Here is a 19,285-nt window from a genome sequence, read left to right on the forward strand (position 1 = left end):
AGCATGACCACCACACCGATGTCTGAGGCTTTTTCACAATCCAGCCAACATCGGTTTCATCCGTGACTCAAGGAGTTTGCATGAAACGTTTGGTAACCGCCGTCGCTCTCGGCAGCGTCATGACCCTGCCGCTGACGGCCGTCGCCCAGGACAAGGTCGACCTCGACAGTGACCAGGCCAAGCTCAGTTACAGCATCGGCGCCACCCTTGGTCAAGGGCTGTCACAGGACATCAAAGATCTCGACGTCGACGCTTTTTCCGCCGCGATTCGCGACGTTTACGGCGATGACGATCTGCAGATGAGCCAGGATGAGATCAGCAGCACCCTGACGCAGTATCAGCAGCAGAAGATGGCCGAACAGAAGGCCGAGCGTCAGAAGCTGGCCGAGGACAATCGCAAGAAGAGCGAGGCCTTTCTCGCCGATAACGCCAAGAAGGACGGCGTGAAGACCACCGAATCGGGCCTGCAATACAAGGTGCTCAAATCCGGTGATGGCGAGTCTCCCTCTGGCGACGACACCGTCCGCGTCAACTACGAGGGCACGCTGCCCGACGGCACCGTGTTCGACAGCTCCTACCAGCGCGGCGAACCGATCTCGTTCAAGGTCGACCAGGTCATCCCGGGTTGGCAGGAAGCGCTCAAGATGATGCATGTCGGCGACACCTGGATGATCTACGTACCCTCCGATCTCGCCTACGGCCCCGCCGGCACCGGTGGTCCGATCGGCCCCAACCAGGCGCTGCAGTTCAAGGTCGAACTCCTGGGCATCAATCCCGACGACAGCGACGATGGCAACACCGACGACAGCAACGGCTGATCCTCTTCTGCCGCACACCGGGACGCCGACCCCTCAGGTCGGCGTTTTCGTTTCCGTCGTTTCCGTCCATAGGCAACCGCTCATCGCTTCACGCCGGGCGTCGCGCCGTGTCACGGCATCGGTGAGGCGTGCGCTGTCGAAGTCGAACCAACTGCCCTTGAGGCCATGGTTGCTGACCACGGTCACCTGCGCTCGCCAGGCGTGTACGTGGGCGCTGCAGAATCCCAGATCACCGTGCCCCACGAACAGACCGTTCTCGACGGGTTGGAGAACGAAACGCCGCGAGTGCACATTCATGTCGCGGCCGACGAACTCGACATAGACCCTCTCCGCCTCGAGACCGGACACCCGTGCCTCGAAGGTCAGCCCCGATCTGCCGGCCGCCTCCTGAAGCGAGAAGGCGAGCGCGGAACTCAGCCCCAGACCCGCACGACAACCGCCCTCGAGCAGCACGCAACCCTGCTGCGGCGGATACCAGGTCACGTCGTGCGTCGACTCGCGCAGGTAATAGTCGAGCAGATACCAGAGCGCGACGACGATCGTCGCCAGCGTGACGCCAATCAACAGATTGAGCATGCGTGGCCTGGGGGTATCCTCTTCGTAAACAGCCATGGACCTTCGGAGACTCCAACCAGTGGGGGGTAGCCGATATCATGAGCGGCGCCTGGCGTCGTGTAGACGCCCGAATCAAGGACAAGACATGAGCGACATCGCAAGTGCGCTGGGCCCTCTCTTCGCACTGATTCTACTCGGTGCGGCACTCGGTTGGGCACGTTTTCCCGGCGGCGATTTCTGGCCGCTTCTCGAACGCTTCATCTATTACCTGCTGTTTCCCGCCATGCTGGTGGCGACGCTGGCCACCGCCGATGTCAGCCAGGTGCCGGTCCTGCGTCTGGCGATCTGCCTGCTGGGCGGGATGGGCCTGCTGGCGCTGGGGCTATGGCTCGCCCGCCGCCACCTGCAACTGAGTGCTCCCGTCTTCACTTCCGCGTTCCAGGGCGTGGTGCGCTTCAATACCTATGTCGGCGTGGCCGGTGCCGCGGCGCTGCATGGCGTCAGCGGCACGACCGTCGCCGCCGTGGCGGTGGCATTGATGGTGCCGACCGCCAACATTCTCTGCGTGCTCGCCTTCATCGCCTCCGGCACCCTGGGCAGCGCCAGCCTCGGCGCCAGCGCCATGGCACTGGCGCGCAATCCGCTGATTCTCGCCTGCGTGATCGGCATCGCGCTCAATCTGAGCGGAATCGGCCTGCCGGGCTGGAGCGGCGAGGCGATCGGCCTGCTCGGCGACGCCGCACTGCCGCTCGGCCTGGTGGCGGTAGGCGTCGCCCTGCGTCCGCAGGCGCTGTGGCACGGCGGCAAGGCGTTCTGGGTCTCCAGCATGCTCAAGCTGATCGTCACGCCGCTGGTGGTCGGCGGCCTGGCCTGGATCTGCGGGCTCGAAGGCGTCGACCGCGACGTGGTGCTGCTGTTCGCGGCGCTGCCGACCGCCACCTCGGCCTATATCCTGGCACGGCAACTGGGTGGCGACGCCGAGTTGATGGCGGCGATCATTACCGGCCAGACGCTGCTCGCGATGCTGACGTTGCCGCTGCTGCTACAGCTGGTCAACGTCGGTTGACGGCCGCAAATAAAAAATATTCTCGTTACGCTTGCAATCACAAATGAGAATGATTACCTTTCTACTCGTGGCGTCGCCAAACGCCACTGACCACAGCAGCGAATGTCAGGTTCCTGCCATGGTTATCTCCTCATCAAGCTAGTCACGGTCCTTAGTGCCGCCCTGCCCAGGGCGGCTTTTTTTCGTCCGCAGCCCGCATCATTCCGCGCGTTGGTAGATCAGATCCCAGACGCCATGGCCAAGCCGCTCGCCACGGCTCTCGAACTTGGTCAACGGACGGAACTCGGGGCGGTCGACGTAGGGCGCTGTCTCGGCGGGGGCCGTGTTGGCAAAGCCGGGAGCTTCGGCCATCGCCTCGGCCATATGTTCGGCATAGGCCTGCCAGTCGGTGGCCATATGGAAGATGCCGCCCGGCTTGAGTCGCGAGCGCACCAGCTCGATGAACGGCAACTGCACGATTCGCCGCTTGTGGTGCTTCTTCTTCGGCCAGGGATCGGGAAAGAACAGTTGCACGGTGTCGATGCTGGCCTCCGGCAGACACTCGGCCAGCACGGCGAGCGCATCCTCGCGGTAGACGCGCAGGTTGGTCAGCCCACGCTTGTCCGCTTCGTCGAGCAACTTGCCCACGCCCGGCGCGTGGACCTCGATACCGATGAAATCGGTCTCGGGGTGACGCTCGGCCTGCTCGACCAGCGACTGCCCCATGCCGAAGCCGATCTCGACCACGCGCGGTGCGTCACGGCCAAAGAGCCGAGTGAGATTCTGGCGACCCGCTTCGCGAGTGAGCCCCCACTTCGGCCAGATCTCTTTCAGGCCGCGCTCCTGGGCGGCGGTCATGCGTCCCGCCCGGAGCACGTAGCTCTTGATGCCGCGGTGCTGACGGTCGTTGGGTTCGGGGATCGCGTTGTCGGGCTTGAGATGGTCGGTCATGCGGTCGTCGTGTCGAGAGGGGAACAGGGAGAATCCGTCACCACCGCAGCGGTGACGGGTGGATCAAGCGTTGATACGCCCGGCAAAGGGCGACGACGGGCTGGCGCTCTGGCGGCGCGGCATGCGCTCGGCGAGAAAGGCTTCGCGCCCGGCTTCGATCGCCTTGCGCATGGCATTCGCCATCATCACCGGATGCCTGGCGTGGGCGATGGCGGAGTTCATCAGCACGCCGTCGCAGCCCATCTCCATCGCCAGCGCCGCATCCGATGCCGTGCCGATACCGGCATCCACCAGCACCGGCACCTCGGCATTCTCGAGAATGATCGTCAGCGTCGCCGGATTGAGCAGGCCATTGCCGGAGCCGATCAGCGAGCCCAGCGGCATTACCGCGCAACAGCCGCGTTTCTCCAGCTCCTTGGCGACGATCGGGTCGTCGCTGGTATAGACCATGACATCGAAGCCGTCGTTGACCAGGGTTTCGGCCGCCGCCAGCGTTTCCACCACGTTGGGATAGAGCGTCTTGTCGTCGCCCAATACCTCGAGCTTGACCAGGTTGTGGCCGTCGAGCAGTTCGCGCGCCAGGCGACAGGTACGCACCGCATCCTTGGCCGTGTAGCAACCGGCGGTATTGGGTAGCAGCGTATAGCGCGACGGCGGTATGGCATCGAGCAGGTTGGCCTCGTCCGGGTTCTGGCCGAGATTGGTGCGGCGTACCGCGAAGGTGACGACATCGGCCCCGCTGGCCTCGATGGCGGCGGCGGTCTCGTCGAAATCGCGATACTTGCCGGTGCCGACCAGCAGACGGGACGCGAAGCGACGTCCGGCGACGGTCAGCGGGGTATCCTGGATGAGTTGAGACATGCGTCACTCCTGGAGCGTGGTTTCAATGGCGGCGCGTGAGATCGTAAACGGATTCTGAACGGATAACGATCAACCGCCGCCGATAGCATGCACGATTTCCACGCGGTCACCGTCCGCCAGGCGCATCTGCGCATGCAGGCTGCGTGGCACGATCTCTTCATTGACCTCGATGGCGATGCGACGCCCCGTCAGCCCCAGCGCCTCGACCAGTTGGCTGAGCGTCTGGCCGTCGTCGCACTGGCGTGGTTCACCGTTGAGCTGGATCTGCATGGCGGCCTCCCGAAGGTCACTAGTCGCGGAGCCGCATTGTAGCGCCTGGGGCCTGTCGACACTATTCATCGTGGAGCGTATCGACAGGCCCTGGCCAGTCGAAATAGCGCGGATGCTACTCGGCGCTCTCCCGCCGTGGCCAGACGTCGGCATCGACCTGTTCGGGGCGCTTGAGCACGCCCTTGGGGTCGAAGGTCGGTTCGCGCACGCCGTCGCGGCGCTGGCGCTCGTAGTCCCGCAGCGTGCGCAGCGCGATCGGGCACAGGATCAGGATCGCGATCAGGTTGGTGGTCGCCATCAACCCCATCGCCAGATCGGCGAAGTCCCATACGAACTGCAGCTGCGCCACCGAACCGATCATCACCATCGCCAGCACGGCGACCCGCAGCACCGATACCGCGCTTTTCGCGTGGCGCTTGCACAGGTACTCGATATTGATCTGGGAGTAGGAGAAGTTGGCAATGATCGACGTGAATGCGAACAGCAAGATGGCGATGGCAATGAAAATCTCGCCGAAGCTGCCGAGGTGATCGACCATCGCGTCCTGGGTCAGCTGGATGCCGACGATATCCTGCCCCGGCGAGGTACTCATCAGGCGCTCGTAGACGCCGGAGAGCAGAATCACCACGGCGGTACAGCTACAGATCACCAGGGTATCGATGAACACGCCGAAGGATTGCACCAGGCCCTGCGCCGCCGGATGCTTGACGTCCGCCTGGGCGGCGGCGTTGGGCGCCGAGCCCATGCCGGCTTCGTTGGAGAACAGTCCACGCTTGATGCCGTTCTCCATCGCGATCTTGATCGTGTATCCGACCGCACCGCCCACCGCCGGACCATAGCCGAAGGCACTCTTGACGATCAACGCCAGCATCGCTGGCACGTCGCCGATATTCGCCAGCAGTACCCATAACGCGACCAGGAAATAACCGATCGCCATGACCGGCACGATCTTCTCGGCGGTACGCGCCACCGATCTCAGGCCGCCATAGATGACCAGCGCGGTAATGATCACCAGCACGATGCCGGTGATCCAGTTGGGAATCGAGAACGCCTGGGCCATGCCCTGGGCAATGGTGTTGGATTGGGCGCCGTTGAACGCCAGGCCGTAGGCAATCAGCAAAAAGATCGCGAACAGCGCGCTCATCCAGCGTTGCCCCAATGCCCGCTCGATGTAGTAGGCGGGACCGCCGCGGAACACGCCGTCTTCATTGCGCTTCTTGTAGATCTGCGCCAGGGTCGACTCGATGAACGAAGTGGCAAAGCCCACCAGCGCGGTCATCCACATCCAGAAGATCGCTCCGGGGCCGCCGACCCATAGCGCGATCGCCACCCCGGCCAGGTTGCCGGTGCCGACACGCGCCGCCAGCGATGTCGCGAAGGCCTGGAATCCGCTTACCCCGGTGCCGGAGCCGCGGCTGGTAAAGGTCACCCGAGCCATATGGCCGAACAGCCGGAACTGCATGCCACGGGGCAGGATGGTGAAGAGAATACCGGCGCCCAACAGCAGATAGAGCAGGATATAGGTCCAGACGAACTCGCTGATGGGGGTCATGACCGCGTAGACCGCGTCGTGAAGCGTATCGATGAATTGCATGCGGAGATCCTTGTGGTGCGGTAACGCCGAAGCTGCGTCAATCAGTAGCGGACGGACGGCTGCCGAGGCGGCTTTTTACGCGCTAGACTGATGAGCGTCAAACTCAACTCCGGCGCGTTTTCAGCATAGACAGCATGGAAAAATACGACACGCATCGAAAGTGGACATGCCAACGCGTCGCCTGGGTCGCCGTAGCGCTCAGCGGATTCACCGTGGTGATGGCCGGCGCCTTCGGTGCCCATGCGCTGGCGGACAAGCTCTCGCCACGCGCTTTGGAAGTCTTTCATACCGCCGTGCGCTATCAGGCCTGGCACACCCTGGCGGCGATGACTGTGCTGGCGTGGCAGAGCCAGCGCGCGCTGCGCGGGCAGTCGCTGGTGATCGGGCTCTGGCTCGCGGGCATGCTACTGTTCAGCGGTTCGCTCTACTTGCTGTCCTTGAGCGGCCTGAAGCCGTTGGGAATCGTGACGCCGTTCGGCGGGTTGCTGCTGATGGCGGGCTGGCTGGCCCTGGCCTGGAGCGCCTGGCGTCAGCGCTCGATAGACCCCGAACGCTCGGCTGAAGCCTAGTCGTCGCGGTCCGGCAGCACATAGGTCGCATTCACCAACGCCACCGGTTCGTCGTCGCCGGTGGAGAAAAGATGCACTTCTCCGACGACCAACCGCCGCCCCAGCTTGAGGATGCGGGCGTTGGCGATCAGATCGCGATCGCCGCGGGCACGGCGCAGGAAGTGGCAATTGAGGCTGCTGGTCACTGCCATCGCCTCGGGGCCGATCTGGGCCAGAATCGCCACGTAGAGGCAGACATCCGCCAGGCTCATCATCGACGGCCCCGAAACGCAGGCGCCGGGGCGCAGGTGCTCGTCCTCGATCGCCAGGCTCATGGTCGCGCGCATGTGATCGACCGCCTCGATGGTGCCCTGGCGATGGGGAAAGACAGCGTCGAGGAAATCCTCGATTTCGGCGNNTACAGCTTACAGCTCATAACTTACAGCTCTTACCCTTTCGCCTTATCGATGGCGCGCCAGTGGTGCAGCAGCGGCTCGGTGTAGCCGGAGGGCTGTTCGCGGCCCTTGAAGATCAGGTCCGAGGCCGCCTGGAAGGCGCTGGAATCGGCCAGGTGCGAGGTCATCGGGGTGTAGTCGGGATCATGCGCGTTCTGCTCGTCGACCACCTTGGCCATGCGCTCCAGGGTCTCGCGCACCTGGGCTTCGCTGACGATGCCGTGATGCAGCCAGTTGGCGATGTGCTGGCTGGAGATGCGCAGTGTCGCGCGGTCTTCCATCAGGCCGACGTTGTGGATGTCCGGCACCTTGGAGCAGCCGACGCCGTGTTCGACCCAGCGCACCACGTAGCCGAGAATGCCCTGGCAGTTGTTGTCGAGCTCCTGCTGGATCTCGTCGCTGCCCCAGTCGGCCCTGGGATCGACCGGCACCGTCAACAGGTCGTCGAGCAGATCGCTCTCGCCCTGGCTCTCCTGTTCGCGCTGGATCGCGTCGACATCGATCTGATGATAGTGCAGCGCGTGCAGCACAGCGGCGGTGGGCGACGGCACCCAGGCGGTATTGGCCCCGGCCTTGGGATGGCCGCTTTTCTGTTCCAGCATCGCCGCCATCAGGTCCGGCATCGCCCACATGCCCTTGCCGATCTGGGCGCGCCCGCGCAATCCACAGGCCAGCCCGATCTGGACGTTGCTGCGCTCGTAGGCGGCGATCCATTTGCTGCCCTTCATGTCGCCCTTGCGCAGCATCGGGCCCGCATTCATCGCGGTGTGCATCTCGTCGCCGGTACGGTCGAGGAAGCCGGTATTGATGAACGCCACCCTGGAGGCGGCGGCATCGATGCACGCCTTGAGATTGACCGAGGTACGACGCTCCTCGTCCATGATGCCCATCTTGAGCGTATCCGCCGGCAGACCGAGCAGTTGCTCGACGCGGGAGAACAGCTCGTCGGCGAAGGCGACTTCCTTGGGTCCGTGCATCTTCGGCTTGACGATATAGACCGAGCCCGAACGCGAGTTGCCGCTCTCGCGCTTGAGGTCGTGGATGGCGATCAGCGAGGTCATCACCGCGTCGAGCATGCCTTCGGGGATCTCGTTGCCGTCGCCGTCGAGCACTGCCGGCGTGGTCATCAGGTGGCCGACGTTGCGCACGAACATCAGCGAACGCCCCGGCAGGGTCAGCTCGCCGCCGTCCGGGCGGGTGTATTCGCGATCCGGGTTGAGACGGCGCGTCACGCTCTTGCCGCCCTTGTCGAAGCTCTCCTCGAGGTCGCCTTTCATCAGCCCGAGCCAGTTGCGATAGACCAGCGTCTTGTCCTCGGCATCGACGGCGGCGACGGAGTCCTCGCAATCCATGATCGTGGTGACCGCGGCCTCGACCAGCAGATCCTTGACGTGAGCGGGATCGGTCTTGCCGATGGGGTGCTCGGCGTCGATCTGGATCTCCAGGTGCAGGCCATGATTGGCCAGCAGCACCGCCTTGGGCGCTGCGGCATCGCCCTGATAGCCGACCAACTGGTCGGGGCGCTGCAGTTCGGTTTCGCGGCCGCCCTCGAGCGTCACCGTCAATTTGCCGTCCCGAATGGCATAGCCGGTCGCCTCGCGGTGGGAGCCGGTGGCCAGCGGTGCCGCCATGTCGAGCACGCCGCGCGCATAGGCGATCACTTTTTCGCCGCGCTTGGGGTTGTAGCCGCTGCCTTTCTCGGCGCCATCGTCCTCGGGTATGGCATCGGTGCCATAGAGCGCGTCGTAGAGGCTGCCCCAGCGCGCGTTGGCCGCGTTCAGCGCGTAGCGGGCATTGCTTACCGGCACCACCAGCTGCGGCCCGGCCTGGCGGGCGATTTCGGCATCGACGTTGGCGGTGGTCGCCTGGACCTTGGCCGGCGCCTCGACCAGATAGCCGATCTCCTTGAGAAAGGCACGATACGCCGCCATGTCACGAATCTCGCCGGGATTGTCCCGATGCCACTCGTCGAGCCGCGTCTGCAGGCGATCGCGCTCGGCCAGCAGTTCACGGTTGCGTGGCGCAAGATCGTGGATCAAGGCATCGAATCCGGACCAGAACGCCTCGGGATCGACGTCGGTGCCGGGCAATGCCTCCTCGCTGATGAAACGCTCGAGCTCGGCGGCAACCTGCAATCGGTGATGAGAAACACGCTCCGTCATGTCAGCCTCCAATGCGGGCAGTGCGGCCCGGGTTTGTCGGAAAAAGTGCTGTCGGGGAAAAGTGGCTTGGCAGAAATCATTTATGGAAATCCTTTCCACATAATAATCAGACGCGGGGAACTTGTCTCGTTCGACCTTGGTCCATTCATCGAAGAGACATCTCTTCGCCACGCAGTCCCGCCCCATCATGGTCTCGAAGGTGTACGACGAGTAGCATGACCGTATCAGGAGACTCGCGCATGCACGACTTTTCGCCCTTGAAGGCACTCGGTCCCATCCACCCTATCGAGACCCCAACCGGTTCGCCATTGGCCGCTTACCTCGATCACTATCGATTGACCCCGCTGTTGAATGCCCACGGCGAAACGACGCTGCACGCCGGCTTCCTGCCGGCAACGGGAGAATCGGGCAAGACCTTCGATCTGTGGTGTCAGATCTGGGCACCGCCGGCGCCGCGCGGCACCATTTTCGTCGTGCACGGCTATTTCGACCATCTGGGACTCTACGGACATCTGCTCAAGCGTTTGCTGGCCCACGGTTGGCAGGTGGTGATGTGGGACTTGCCCGGCCATGGTCTATCCAGCGGCGCACGCGCCACCATTGACGATTTTACCGATTACGTGATGTGCTTGAACGCCATCGAAACGCAGATCGCCGAGCTGGATCTGGCACCGGGGCCGTGGCTGGCGATCGGCCAGAGCACCGGCGCGTCGATCGTCGCCACCGACGCCTTGGCGCGCGGCACCCAGGCGCCCTGGCAAGCACTGGTACTGCTGGCGCCGCTGGTGCGTCCCTGGGGCTGGAATCAATCACGCTGGCTGCATAGCCTCGCCAGCCCTTTCGTCGATACGATCCCGCGCAAGTATCGCGCCAACACGACCGATATCGCATTCGCGGACTTCCTGCGGCTGCACGATCCGCTGCAGGATGACCGCCTGGCGCTGACCTGGGTCACCGCCATGCGCCGTTGGATGCCGACGCTACTCAAGCGTCCGCCCAGCGAGCTGCCGGTATTGATCCTGCAGGGCGAGCAGGATCTGACGGTCGACTGGAGCTGGAATCTCAAGGCGCTGCGGCGGAAATTTCCCCGCTCGCGAATCGTGCGCCACCCCTTGGCCCGCCACCATCTGGTCAACGAGGCGGACGCCATCCGAGAAGTGCTGTTCAGCGAACTGGATGACTTTTTGACCCGCTTTGCGGTCGACCATCCTCGGGCCTCGGCGTCGTCATGAGAGGGTTGGGGATCGGGTGCCTGCTGCTGGCGTTGGCTGCCTGTGCCGGGCTCAGCCAGCCCCCACCGACCTCCCGCGAGGCGCTACGCGGCCTGGCTACCAGCGCGGCGCAGGGACTGCTGGCCTCCCCGCCGTGGTCACCCGATCGCACGGCGTCGACGACGATCCTGATGCGCCCGGCGGAGGTCGACGAGGCGCTGCCCATCAGCGCCGCTGCGCTCAACGAGGCGCTGGGGCGAGCCCTGCTGAGTCGTGAAGACTCGCCCCACGTACTCGACTGGGTACCAAATTCGCCCCGGGGCGCGATGGAAGACCAGTGGCTGCTTCAGGCTCGCCTCAGCGCCGATGCGCCGCCGCTGCGCTTGAGTGACCGCACCTTGCAGCCCTATACCCTGCAATTCGACCTGTCGCGTCCGAGCGATCCCGCCTCGCACTGGCAATGGCAGGCCAGCGGCGCACTGGACCTCGACGCCCTGCCGGCCAAGTCCGAGGCATCGCCGTGAGCGTGGCTCATGGCGACGTTTCCCTTTCACGTCAATCGATTGGTATTTTCATGTCACGCTTTGCCCGCCATCTCGAACGCCAGGACGGCCCACACAATCCCTTTCCCGGCCTGCAGGCGCTCGAACGCAAACTCGGCCACGCGCTGCCCCATCGTATCGGCTCCAATGAAGGGCTCGACATGCCGCATCGGGCGCTTGCCGCCCGGTTCGGTCACGAGGTCGCGAACCTGGCACGCACCTACGGCGACGCCGAGGCCTGGCAGGTGCGGGAACTGCTGGCCCGGAGTCTGGCGCTGCCGATGGAAGCCCTTTTGATCGATGCCGGCGCCGACAGCCTGATGGCGTTGACGCTGCGTGCGCTCTGCGATGAGGGCAGCACGGTGATTACCAGCGCCGGCACTTATCCGACCTGGAGCTACTTCGTGCGCGGCCAGGGCTGTCGTCAGGTGGAGATCGACTACGCCAGCGGCCCGGGCCATCTGGCACCGGATCTCGCCGCCCTGGCCGAGGCGGCCAGACGCGAGCGCGCCCGCGTGGTCTATCTCGCCAACCCGGACAACCCGAGCGGGCATCTGCACGGCGATGCCGACGTACTCGCCCTGCGCGATGCACTGCCGGACGAGTGCGCCCTGGTGCTCGACGAGGCCTATCACGATTTCCGCGACGACGCTTGGGAGCCGGCGGCCAGTGCCATCTGGCCCGGCGTGATCCGCCTGCGTACCTTCTCCAAGGCTCACGGTCTCGCCGGGTTGCGGGTGGGCTATGCCATCGCCACGCCGGAAACTCATGCGATGCTGATGAAAGTGAGGATTCACTACGCCGTTTCGTCCCTGGCCTTGGCGGCGGCGGAAACCATGCTGCATCACCCCGACGAAACGCGAGAGCATGTCGCCGCCGTCATCGCGCGCCGGGACGCACTGAGCGACTGGCTACGTGAGCAAGGCGCGGACGTGCTGCCCAGCATCACCAACTTCGTCAGTCTACGCCTGGCCAATGCCGATCAGGCTGTCGAAGCGCATCGCCGACTGCTGGCGGAAGGCACGCTGATCCATCGGCCGGCGCATCCCGCGCTAGGCCATCTGCTGCGCATCAGCGCGCTGGAGGATGCCCTGGTACCGGGGCGGCTCGAGACGCTGGCCTCGGCGTTGCAAAGCGGGAGCTGAGCCGTTCTTCCCGGATTCAGGCCCCCATGGGATCGTTGGCCTTCAGCATGCGATCCAGCTGGCGATAGCCGATCGCCTCCATCAGTTGGGCCTTGCCGACCCGCGTCTCGCCACTCAGATCCGCCAGCGTCAGCGCCACGCGCAGCACTCGATGGTAGGCGCGGGCCGAGAGATTGAGCCGGTCCAGCACGCCGGCGAACCACTGGCGCTCGGTAGCGGATAAAGCGCAGGCCGCTTCCAGTTCGGGGCCGGGCAGATGCGCGTTGAGCGCACCGCGGGCCTGCTGGCGCCGGCGCGCCTCGAGCACCCGTTCGCGCACGCGGGCCGACGACTCCCCCGGCGTCTGGTCGGTCAGCTGCGTCGCTGGCAGTGCCGGAACCTCCACCTGCAGATCGATACGGTCGAGCAGCGGCCCGGACAACCGCGACTGATAACGCTGAATCTGGGCCGGGCTGCAGTGGCAGCGCTGGCGGGGATCGCCCAGATGCCCACAGGGACAGGGGTTCATTGCCGCGACGAGCTGAAAGCGGGCGGGAAAACGCCTTTGATGATTGGCACGGGAAATCAGGATCTGGGCCGACTCCATCGGCTCGCGCAACACCTCCAGCACGTGGCGATCGAACTCCGGCAGCTCATCCAGGAACAGCACACCGTGATGGGCCAGCGAGATCTCGCCCGGGCGCGGTCTCGAGCCGCCGCCGACCAGAGCAACGCTACTCGAGGTATGGTGTGGATTGCGAAAGGGGCGCAGCCCCCAGCGATCCATGATCGACAGGCCGCATACCGAGCGCACCGCGGCGACTTCCAGCGCTTCGTCCCGCGTCAACGGCGGCAGGATGCCCGCCAGGCGACTGGCCAGCATGGTCTTGCCGGTTCCCGGTGGCCCCGCCAGCAGCAGGTTGTGGCCGCCGGCCGCGGCGACTTCCAGCGCACGACGCGCCTGATGCTGGCCTTTGACATCGGCCATGTCCGGCTCGGTGCCCCGTTCCCGCAGCGGCGCCCTATATTGGTGCGGTGACAGTTTCTCGCGGCCCAGCAAGTGCCCGACGACATCGAGCAGATGCCCCGCCGCAAGCACTTCCACACCCTCCGCCAAGGCCGCTTCATCGGCATTGGCAACCGGTACGATCAGACCGCGACCGGCACGGCGGGCAGCCAGCGCCGTGGGCAACACGCCGGTGACGGCCCGCAGCGTACCATCCAGGGCGAGTTCGCCGACGATTTCGAGTCGCTCGGCAGCCTCGACCGGTACCTGACCGGAGGCCATCAGAATGCCGAGCGCGATGGGCAGATCGAAACGCCCGCCATCCTTGGGCAGATCGGCAGGCGCCAGATTGAGGGTGATGCGACGTGAAGGGAATTCGAAACCGGCATTGATCAGCGCGCTGCGCACACGCTCGCGGCTCTCCTTGACCGCGGTTTCCGGTAGTCCGACCAGGGTGAGTCCCGGCAGGCCATTGCTCAGATGGACTTCGATGAGAACTTCCGGCGCCTCCAGCCCCAGGCTGGCTCGGGTGCGCACGATGGCTAGGGTCATGTCGCCTCCAACGGTGTCCGTCAACCTGGGGCGACTGCCACAGGCCAGACAGACGCCATCTTTGCGGCATCTGCCTCAGCCTATAGGACTACATTTTGTTACGCACTATCGCAACCTCGAAGGCTGATATTCAGGGCTTGGATCCGTCGCTGTCATCCGCCGGCGACGTCCGCGCTTCGACTTCGGGCTGCGCTGCCTGCTCGCTGCGTATGGTGTTTTCCAGCGCCGCGACCTGCTCTTCCAGCGCCTCGACGCGCTCTCGCGTACGCGTGAGCACTTCCATCATGATGTCGAAATCCTCCCGTGACACGATCTCCATGCGCTCCATCGCGCCACGTAACACGCCCTGGATATTGCGCTGAATGTCTCCAGGCGCTTGTGAAGCGCCCTGAAGCTTGTCGCCAAGCTGCTTGGCCAAGCGTTCGAATCGATCCTGTGCGGACATCTTTCACTCTCCTCGATGACTTGCCTTAAGCATACGCAAAGTGTGGCGGCAGCGCCTGCGCACAAAAAGTGCACGAACAAAAGACCAGTGATCGATGTTGGTGCACGCAGCCGTCAGTCCGTCGCCGATGCATATGCCACACCAAGAAAAAAAATAAATAACTCCATGATTTTTAAGAGATCGAAAAGCAGTGGCATATGTTCTGCCTATAACCCGAAGGCGCAAGCCGACTACGGGAGATAAGGGATGAAACTCATCACCGCCATAATTAAACCCTTCAAGCTCGACGATGTTCGCGAGGCACTGGCCGACAACGGCGTCCAGGGCATCACCGTCACAGAAGTGAAAGGGTTCGGCCGTCAGAAGGGTCACACCGAACTGTACCGCGGCGCGGAATACGTCGTCGATTTCCTGCCCAAGGTGAAAGTCGAGGTGGCTGTGGAGGACGATCGTGTGGATGGCGTGCTGGACGCGATCCGCAACGCCGCCAATAGCGGCAAGATCGGCGACGGCAAGCTGTTCGTCACGCCACTCGAAGATGTCATCCGGATCCGAACCGGGGAACGCGGGGCCGACGCCGTTTGACGGCGCGGAACGAGGAGACAAAAGAATGAATGATCAAGTAGTGCAATTATCCTATGCGCTCGACACCTTCTACTTTCTGGTGACGGGTGCATTGGTCATGTGGATGGCGGCTGGATTCGCCATGCTCGAAGCGGGATTGGTGCGCGCCAAGAACACCACCGAAATTCTGACCAAGAACGTCGTCCTTTACGCTATCGCCTGTACCATGTACCTGCTGGTCGGCTACCACATCATGTACTCCAGCGAGAGCGGCGGCTTCTTCCCCAGCCTCGGCTTCCTGATCGGTGCCGAAAACACCGTCGATGACGTGATGAGCAGTGGCGGCGACGTCTACTACTCCGCCCGTTCCGACTTCTTCTTCCAGGTCGTATTCGTCGCCACGGCGATGTCTATCGTATCCGGCGCCGTTGCCGAGCGCATGAAGCTCTGGGCCTTCATGATTTTCGCCGTCGTCATGACCGGTTTCATCTACCCGATCCAGGGTTACTGGAAGTGGGGTGGCGGCTTCCTCGATGCAGCTGGCTTCCAGGATTTCGCCGGTTCCGGGGTCGTTCACCTGTGTGGCGCCACGGCGGCACTGGCCGGTGTTCTGCTGCTGGGCGCACGTAAGGGCAAATATGGCAAGAACGGCGCGATCTATGCCATTCCGGGCGCCAACCTGCCGCTAGCCACGCTGGGTACGTTCATCCTGTGGCTGGGCTGGTTCGGCTTCAACGGCGGTTCCGAGCTGATGGTGTCCAATATCGATGAAGCCAACGCCGTAGCTCAGGTCTTCGTCAATACCAATGCCGCTGCCGCCGGTGGCGTGATCGCCGCGCTCATCCTGGCCAAGCTGTGGTTCCGCAAGGCGGACCTGACCATGGCCCTCAACGGTGCCCTGGCCGGCCTGGTCGCCATTACTGCCGAACCGCTGGCGCCCAGCGCTCTGGGTGCTACCCTTATCGGAGCGGTTGGTGGTTTACTGGTGGTCATTGCCATCGTGACGCTGGACAAGGTCAAGATCGACGATCCGGTCGGCGCCATTTCCGTTCACGGCGTCGTCGGTATCTGGGGCCTGATTGCCGTGCCCTTCTCCAACGGTGATGCCACCTTCGGCGCGCAGTTGCTGGGTGTTGTCTCCATTTTCGTCTGGACCTTCGTTGCCAGCCTGATCGTCTGGGGTATCATCAAGGCAGTCATGGGCATTCGGGTTTCCGAAGAAGAAGAATACGAAGGCGTCGATATCGCCGAATGCGGTATGGAAGCCTATCCTGAATTCAACGTCGGCAAGAAGTAAGCCGATACACCGAGTGAGCTGGCGTGCTCCCCTGGCCCCCTTCGGGGGGCCTTTTTTAATTCCTGCAAATGGCGGTGTATGCTTAAGATAAGAGTCGCCGGGCATTGAAGACTTATTCACAGGATACGGGCGCGCAGCCATCCGTCTATCGCACGCGAGGAGAACCCCCAATGAAACTGGTTACCGCCATCATCAAACCCTTCAAGCTGGACGACGTGCGTGAGTCTCTGTCGGAAATCGGGGTTCAAGGCGTCACCGTCACCGAAGTCAAAGGCTTCGGTCGCCAGAAAGGCCATACCGAGCTCTACCGCGGCGCGGAGTATGTGGTTGATTTTCTGCCCAAGATCAAGCTGGAGGTGGCCGTCGACGACAGCATGAGCGATCAGGTCATCGATGCGATCACCAAGGTCGCCAACACCGGCAAGATCGGCGATGGCAAGATCTTCGTCTCGCCGCTGGAGCAGGTCATCCGTATCCGCACCGGCGAAACCGGCAAGGACGCGGTTTAAACCACAGAGATAAGCTGGAAGATCGCCGCTTCGCGGCTGGAAGAGAGAAGATTAAAGAAAGAAAAACCCCATCCGGCGAACGCCTGATGGGGTTTNNNCGCCCATGCGCGGCGAGATGGAGAAGCCGAGTTCGTCCAACAGACCGCTGGTTTCGTCCAGCATTGCCGGGCTACCGCAGATCATGGCGCGATCCTGCTTGGGATCGAGCGGCGGTAGACCGGTATCCTCGAACAGCTTGCCGCTACGAATGTGATCGGTCAGACGCCCCATGGTGTGGAACTCCTCGCGAGTCACGGTCGGGTAGTAAACGAGCTTGTCGCGGATCTCGTCGCCAAGATATTCGTGCGCCGGCAGTTCCCTGGAGACGAAATCGGCGTAGGCGAGTTCGCTGACGGTGCGCACGCCGTGAATCAGCACGACCTTCTCGAAGCGCTCATAGACTTCCGGGTCCTGGATCAAGCTCATGAACGGTGCCAGGCCAGTGCCAGTAGAGAGGAAATAGAGATTGCGCCCAGGCAGCAGATCGTCGCAGACCAGCGTTCCCGTCGGCTTGCGGCTGACCATGACCTGGTCGCCCACCTTCAGGTGCTGCAGGCGCGAGGTCAGCGGGCCATCCGGGACCTTGATGCTGAAGAACTCGAGGTGATCCTCGTAGTTGGGGCTGGCGATGGAGTAGGCTCGCAGCAGCGGCTTGCCTTCCACTTCCAGGCCGATCATCACGAACTGACCGTTCTTGAAGCGCAGGCTGCGCTCGCGGGTGGTGCGAAAACTGAATAGCGTGTCGTTCCAGTGGTGAACGCTGATGACTTCCTCGAGCGCCAGCTTACTCATCAAAAGCTCCTATAGAAATAACTCTAAGCTATAAGTTGGATGCCTAACTAGATGATGGAACTATAAAAAGAACGCGATATTCTGTTAAGCGAATTGTTTGGATAAGGTTTATCGATTTTACCGATATAGGCGTCTGCCATGCGTTATACATTGCGTCAGTTGGAGGTCTTCGTCGCCATCGCGCAGCACCAGAGCGTGTCCCGGGCAGCCGAGTCGCTCTCCATGTCGCAATCGGCGACCAGTACGGCGCTGGCCGAGCTGGAGCGACAGTTCGATTGTCAGCTTCTCGATCGACTGGGCAAGCGTCTCAAGCTCAACGCGCTGGGATTTCAGCTACTGCCCAAGGCAGTCGCGCTATTGGATCGCGGCGAAGAGATCGAGGAGCTGCTCAAGGGACAGCGCGGCATCGGCTCGCTCGACGTCGGCGCCACCCTGACCATCGGCAACTATCTCGCTACGCTGCTGATCAGTGATTTCATGCAGCGCTATCCGGAAAGCCGGGTTCGGCTGCAGGTGCGCAATACGGCCTCGATCATCGAACGCGTCGCGCTTCACGAGCTCGACCTGGGCCTGATCGAAGGCGATTGCCAGCATGACGATATCGTCATCCAGCCTTGGATCGAGGACGATCTGACGGTGTTCTGCTCGCCGCGCCATCCACTGGCCAGCGAAGGCAGCGCGGACATCGAGCGTCTACTGCGCGAGGCCTGGATCATGCGCGAGGTCGGCTCGGGCACACGACGTACGCTGGAACACGCCATGCGACACCGGCGTGGGCGTTTCAATATCCTGCTGGAACTGGAGCATACGGAAGGCATCAAACGTGCGGTGGAATCGGGCCTGGGCATCGGCTGCGTGTCGAGGCTGGCACTGCGTGACGCCTTTCGTCGCGGCAGTCTCGTGCCGATCGAGACCCCCGAACTGGATTTGAGCCGTAGCTTTGCCTTCATCTGGCACCGCCACAAGTATCTCACCACGGCGATGCGGGAATTCCTGCGTCTATGTCGCGAAATGACTGCCGGCATCCAGCGCAGCGATGAAATCGACTTGCCGGCGATACCGTGAGACGATCATCGCCGGTAGCCATCAGGGGCACCGCCGGGAATCGCTCAGCGCCAGCCCAGCTTGTCGGCGATCTCTTCTTCACTGGCCTTCGACAGGTCCTTGTCGAGAGTCCGGGTCACGCAGTCGAGCGTGGGCTTGTCCAGCTTGTCGCGCAACGCCCCCAGGAACTTGGGCTCGGCAATCAGGATCATTTCGTCGACCTTGCCCTGAGTCCGAGCGTCACGCAGATAACTCGCCACTTCCTTGGCGAAGAACGCGGCCTGTTTTTCCGAGGTCGCCTCGTCGTTCCCGGTCTGGCGCTGGCTGGAACCGGGGCCGGAAAATGCCGCGCCCTCGCCTCCGGTACGCAGATCCCCCGCGTGCAGACGGGACTCAGAATGAGTGAGGGTATCCACTTCGCGCAGAACGCGGGCTTCGCGGGCAAAGATACGGGCGCGGGAAGCGTCGGCGGCAACGACATAAATCTTGTCCATGCTCTATCTCTCCTGTTCCGTGGATCGGATGCCTAGGGTCTGTTGGCGTTTCATGCACGACCGCGCCGGAGCCAGTTTTTGTGCGGGGCAAGACATGAGGAGCGTAGTTTGGTCATTCCAAATGAACGACGAATAACGCAGCACCGTGCAAAACCTGGCCCGGCCCTTCGGGTTGCGCGGCAAATGGCGCCATGCGGCGTTGCGGGATTGGAAAAGGGAACCACCCTTCTCGGCATCCCGCGCCTGGCCTGGCGCCATTTGGCGCAGCAACGCGGTTCGCGCTGAAACGTCAACAGACCCTAAGCGTGGTCCAGATTCCTCCCGCCCTCAACCCGAACCGGAAATGACGATGCCCCATCAAAGACGGGGCATCGAAGCAGGCTTTGAATCGCGGTAACTATTCAGGT

21 protein-coding genes are annotated in these 19,285 nt (G+C 63.1%); 10 read left to right on the top strand and 11 right to left on the bottom strand.

Annotated features, from left to right (window positions below):
• Nucleotides 1–80: 80 nt before the first annotated feature.
• The gene (locus DOM57_RS03630) at nucleotides 81–818 is read left to right on the top strand and encodes a BamJ family beta-barrel-assembly machinery protein (RefSeq protein ID WP_110647874.1); all 738 of its coding nucleotides are present in this window, start codon (nucleotides 81–83) and stop codon (nucleotides 816–818) included.
• Nucleotides 819–851: 33 nt separating this feature from the next.
• Here the strand turns inward: DOM57_RS03630 and DOM57_RS03635 are convergent, their stop codons facing one another.
• Nucleotides 852–1,430 carry a hypothetical protein gene (locus tag DOM57_RS03635; protein ID WP_162619440.1) on the bottom strand — a complete coding sequence of 193 codons (579 nt, stop codon included), beginning with the start codon at nucleotides 1,428–1,430 and terminating at the stop codon, nucleotides 852–854.
• 88 nt (nucleotides 1,431–1,518) lie between these two features.
• Between DOM57_RS03635 and DOM57_RS03640 the strand changes: the two genes are divergently transcribed.
• Entirely contained in the window at nucleotides 1,519–2,439 is a 921-nt protein-coding gene (locus DOM57_RS03640; RefSeq protein ID WP_110647876.1) for an AEC family transporter, read from the top strand.
• A gap of 198 nt (nucleotides 2,440–2,637) precedes the next feature.
• Here DOM57_RS03640 and trmB read toward each other — a convergent pair whose 3' ends face one another.
• From trmB to DOM57_RS03660, 4 genes are all read right to left on the bottom strand, one after another.
• Nucleotides 2,638–3,369: a tRNA (guanosine(46)-N7)-methyltransferase TrmB gene (trmB, locus tag DOM57_RS03645; RefSeq protein ID WP_110647877.1), complete on the bottom strand. Its 732-nt coding sequence runs from the start codon at nucleotides 3,367–3,369 to the stop codon at nucleotides 2,638–2,640.
• Nucleotides 3,370–3,432: 63 nt separating this feature from the next.
• Nucleotides 3,433–4,230, bottom strand: a complete 798-nt coding sequence (locus tag DOM57_RS03650) for a thiazole synthase (protein WP_110647878.1) — start codon at nucleotides 4,228–4,230, stop codon at nucleotides 3,433–3,435.
• Between the two features lie 69 nt (nucleotides 4,231–4,299).
• Nucleotides 4,300–4,500, bottom strand: coding sequence for a sulfur carrier protein ThiS (thiS, locus tag DOM57_RS03655; RefSeq protein WP_110647879.1), 201 nt, complete (start codon nucleotides 4,498–4,500; stop codon nucleotides 4,300–4,302).
• Nucleotides 4,501–4,615: 115 nt separating this feature from the next.
• Nucleotides 4,616–6,094, bottom strand: coding sequence for an alanine/glycine:cation symporter family protein (locus DOM57_RS03660; RefSeq protein WP_110647880.1), 1,479 nt, complete (start codon nucleotides 6,092–6,094; stop codon nucleotides 4,616–4,618).
• A 134-nt stretch (nucleotides 6,095–6,228) separates the two neighbouring features.
• On the opposite strand from DOM57_RS03660, the gene DOM57_RS03665 reads away from it, so the two are divergent.
• A complete protein-coding gene (locus DOM57_RS03665) occupies nucleotides 6,229–6,663 on the top strand; it encodes a DUF423 domain-containing protein (protein WP_110647881.1) in 435 nt (144 codons plus the stop codon).
• Here DOM57_RS03665 and DOM57_RS03670 read toward each other — a convergent pair.
• Together DOM57_RS03670 and DOM57_RS03675 are read right to left on the bottom strand one after the other, a co-directional pair.
• A complete protein-coding gene (locus DOM57_RS03670) occupies nucleotides 6,660–7,052 on the bottom strand; it encodes a PaaI family thioesterase (protein WP_110647882.1) in 393 nt (130 codons plus the stop codon). The genes DOM57_RS03665 and DOM57_RS03670 overlap by 4 nt on opposite strands.
• A 38-nt stretch (nucleotides 7,053–7,090) precedes the next feature.
• Entirely contained in the window at nucleotides 7,091–9,259 is a 2,169-nt protein-coding gene (locus DOM57_RS03675) for a malate synthase G (protein ID WP_110647883.1), read from the bottom strand.
• A gap of 239 nt (nucleotides 9,260–9,498) precedes the next feature.
• On the opposite strand from DOM57_RS03675, the gene DOM57_RS03680 reads away from it, so the two are divergent.
• The 3 genes from DOM57_RS03680 to DOM57_RS03690 are packed head-to-tail and all read left to right on the top strand — an operon-like array spanning nucleotide 9,499 to nucleotide 12,157.
• Nucleotides 9,499–10,491 (top strand): alpha/beta hydrolase, encoded by a 993-nt coding sequence (locus DOM57_RS03680; RefSeq protein WP_110647884.1) that lies wholly within the window; start codon nucleotides 9,499–9,501, stop codon nucleotides 10,489–10,491.
• Nucleotides 10,488–10,994 carry a hypothetical protein gene (locus tag DOM57_RS03685; RefSeq protein ID WP_162619441.1) on the top strand — a complete coding sequence of 169 codons (507 nt, stop codon included), beginning with the start codon at nucleotides 10,488–10,490 and terminating at the stop codon, nucleotides 10,992–10,994. Before DOM57_RS03680 ends, DOM57_RS03685 begins: the two co-directional genes overlap by 4 nt.
• Nucleotides 10,995–11,044: 50 nt before the next feature.
• Nucleotides 11,045–12,157, top strand: coding sequence for an aminotransferase class I/II-fold pyridoxal phosphate-dependent enzyme (locus DOM57_RS03690; protein ID WP_110647886.1), 1,113 nt, complete (start codon nucleotides 11,045–11,047; stop codon nucleotides 12,155–12,157).
• Nucleotides 12,158–12,173: 16 nt separating this feature from the next.
• On the opposite strand, the gene DOM57_RS03695 is transcribed toward DOM57_RS03690, so the two are convergent.
• Both DOM57_RS03695 and DOM57_RS03700 read right to left on the bottom strand, forming a co-directional pair.
• A complete protein-coding gene (locus tag DOM57_RS03695) occupies nucleotides 12,174–13,694 on the bottom strand; it encodes a YifB family Mg chelatase-like AAA ATPase (RefSeq protein ID WP_110647887.1) in 1,521 nt (506 codons plus the stop codon).
• 130 nt (nucleotides 13,695–13,824) lie between these two features.
• Entirely contained in the window at nucleotides 13,825–14,139 is a 315-nt protein-coding gene (locus DOM57_RS03700; protein ID WP_110647888.1) for an accessory factor UbiK family protein, read from the bottom strand.
• 246 nt (nucleotides 14,140–14,385) lie between these two features.
• Between DOM57_RS03700 and DOM57_RS03705 the strand changes: the two genes are divergently transcribed.
• From DOM57_RS03705 to glnK, 3 genes are all read left to right on the top strand, one after another.
• Nucleotides 14,386–14,724 (top strand): P-II family nitrogen regulator, encoded by a 339-nt coding sequence (locus DOM57_RS03705; protein WP_110647889.1) that lies wholly within the window; start codon nucleotides 14,386–14,388, stop codon nucleotides 14,722–14,724.
• Nucleotides 14,725–14,749: 25 nt separating this feature from the next.
• Nucleotides 14,750–16,000, top strand: a complete 1,251-nt coding sequence (locus DOM57_RS03710; RefSeq protein ID WP_110647890.1) for an ammonium transporter — start codon at nucleotides 14,750–14,752, stop codon at nucleotides 15,998–16,000.
• Nucleotides 16,001–16,170: 170 nt separating this feature from the next.
• Nucleotides 16,171–16,509 carry a P-II family nitrogen regulator gene (gene glnK, locus DOM57_RS03715; protein WP_035476361.1) on the top strand — a complete coding sequence of 113 codons (339 nt, stop codon included), beginning with the start codon at nucleotides 16,171–16,173 and terminating at the stop codon, nucleotides 16,507–16,509.
• Between the two features lie 51 nt (nucleotides 16,510–16,560).
• On the opposite strand, the gene DOM57_RS03720 is transcribed toward glnK, so the two are convergent.
• A complete protein-coding gene (locus tag DOM57_RS03720) occupies nucleotides 16,561–17,340 on the bottom strand; it encodes a ferredoxin--NADP reductase (protein WP_110647891.1) in 780 nt (259 codons plus the stop codon).
• A 138-nt stretch (nucleotides 17,341–17,478) separates the two neighbouring features.
• Between DOM57_RS03720 and DOM57_RS03725 the strand changes: the two genes are divergently transcribed.
• Entirely contained in the window at nucleotides 17,479–18,405 is a 927-nt protein-coding gene (locus DOM57_RS03725) for a LysR family transcriptional regulator (RefSeq protein ID WP_110647892.1), read from the top strand.
• A gap of 44 nt (nucleotides 18,406–18,449) precedes the next feature.
• Here DOM57_RS03725 and DOM57_RS03730 read toward each other — a convergent pair whose 3' ends face one another.
• Complete coding sequence (locus DOM57_RS03730) at nucleotides 18,450–18,878, bottom strand: baeRF12 domain-containing protein (protein WP_110647893.1); 429 nt, start codon at nucleotides 18,876–18,878, stop codon at nucleotides 18,450–18,452.
• Nucleotides 18,879–19,285: the final 407 nt, after the last annotated feature.

This window comes from Salinicola peritrichatus (assembly GCF_003206715.1).
In the GTDB taxonomy this organism is placed as follows: domain Bacteria; phylum Pseudomonadota; class Gammaproteobacteria; order Pseudomonadales; family Halomonadaceae; genus Salinicola; species Salinicola peritrichatus.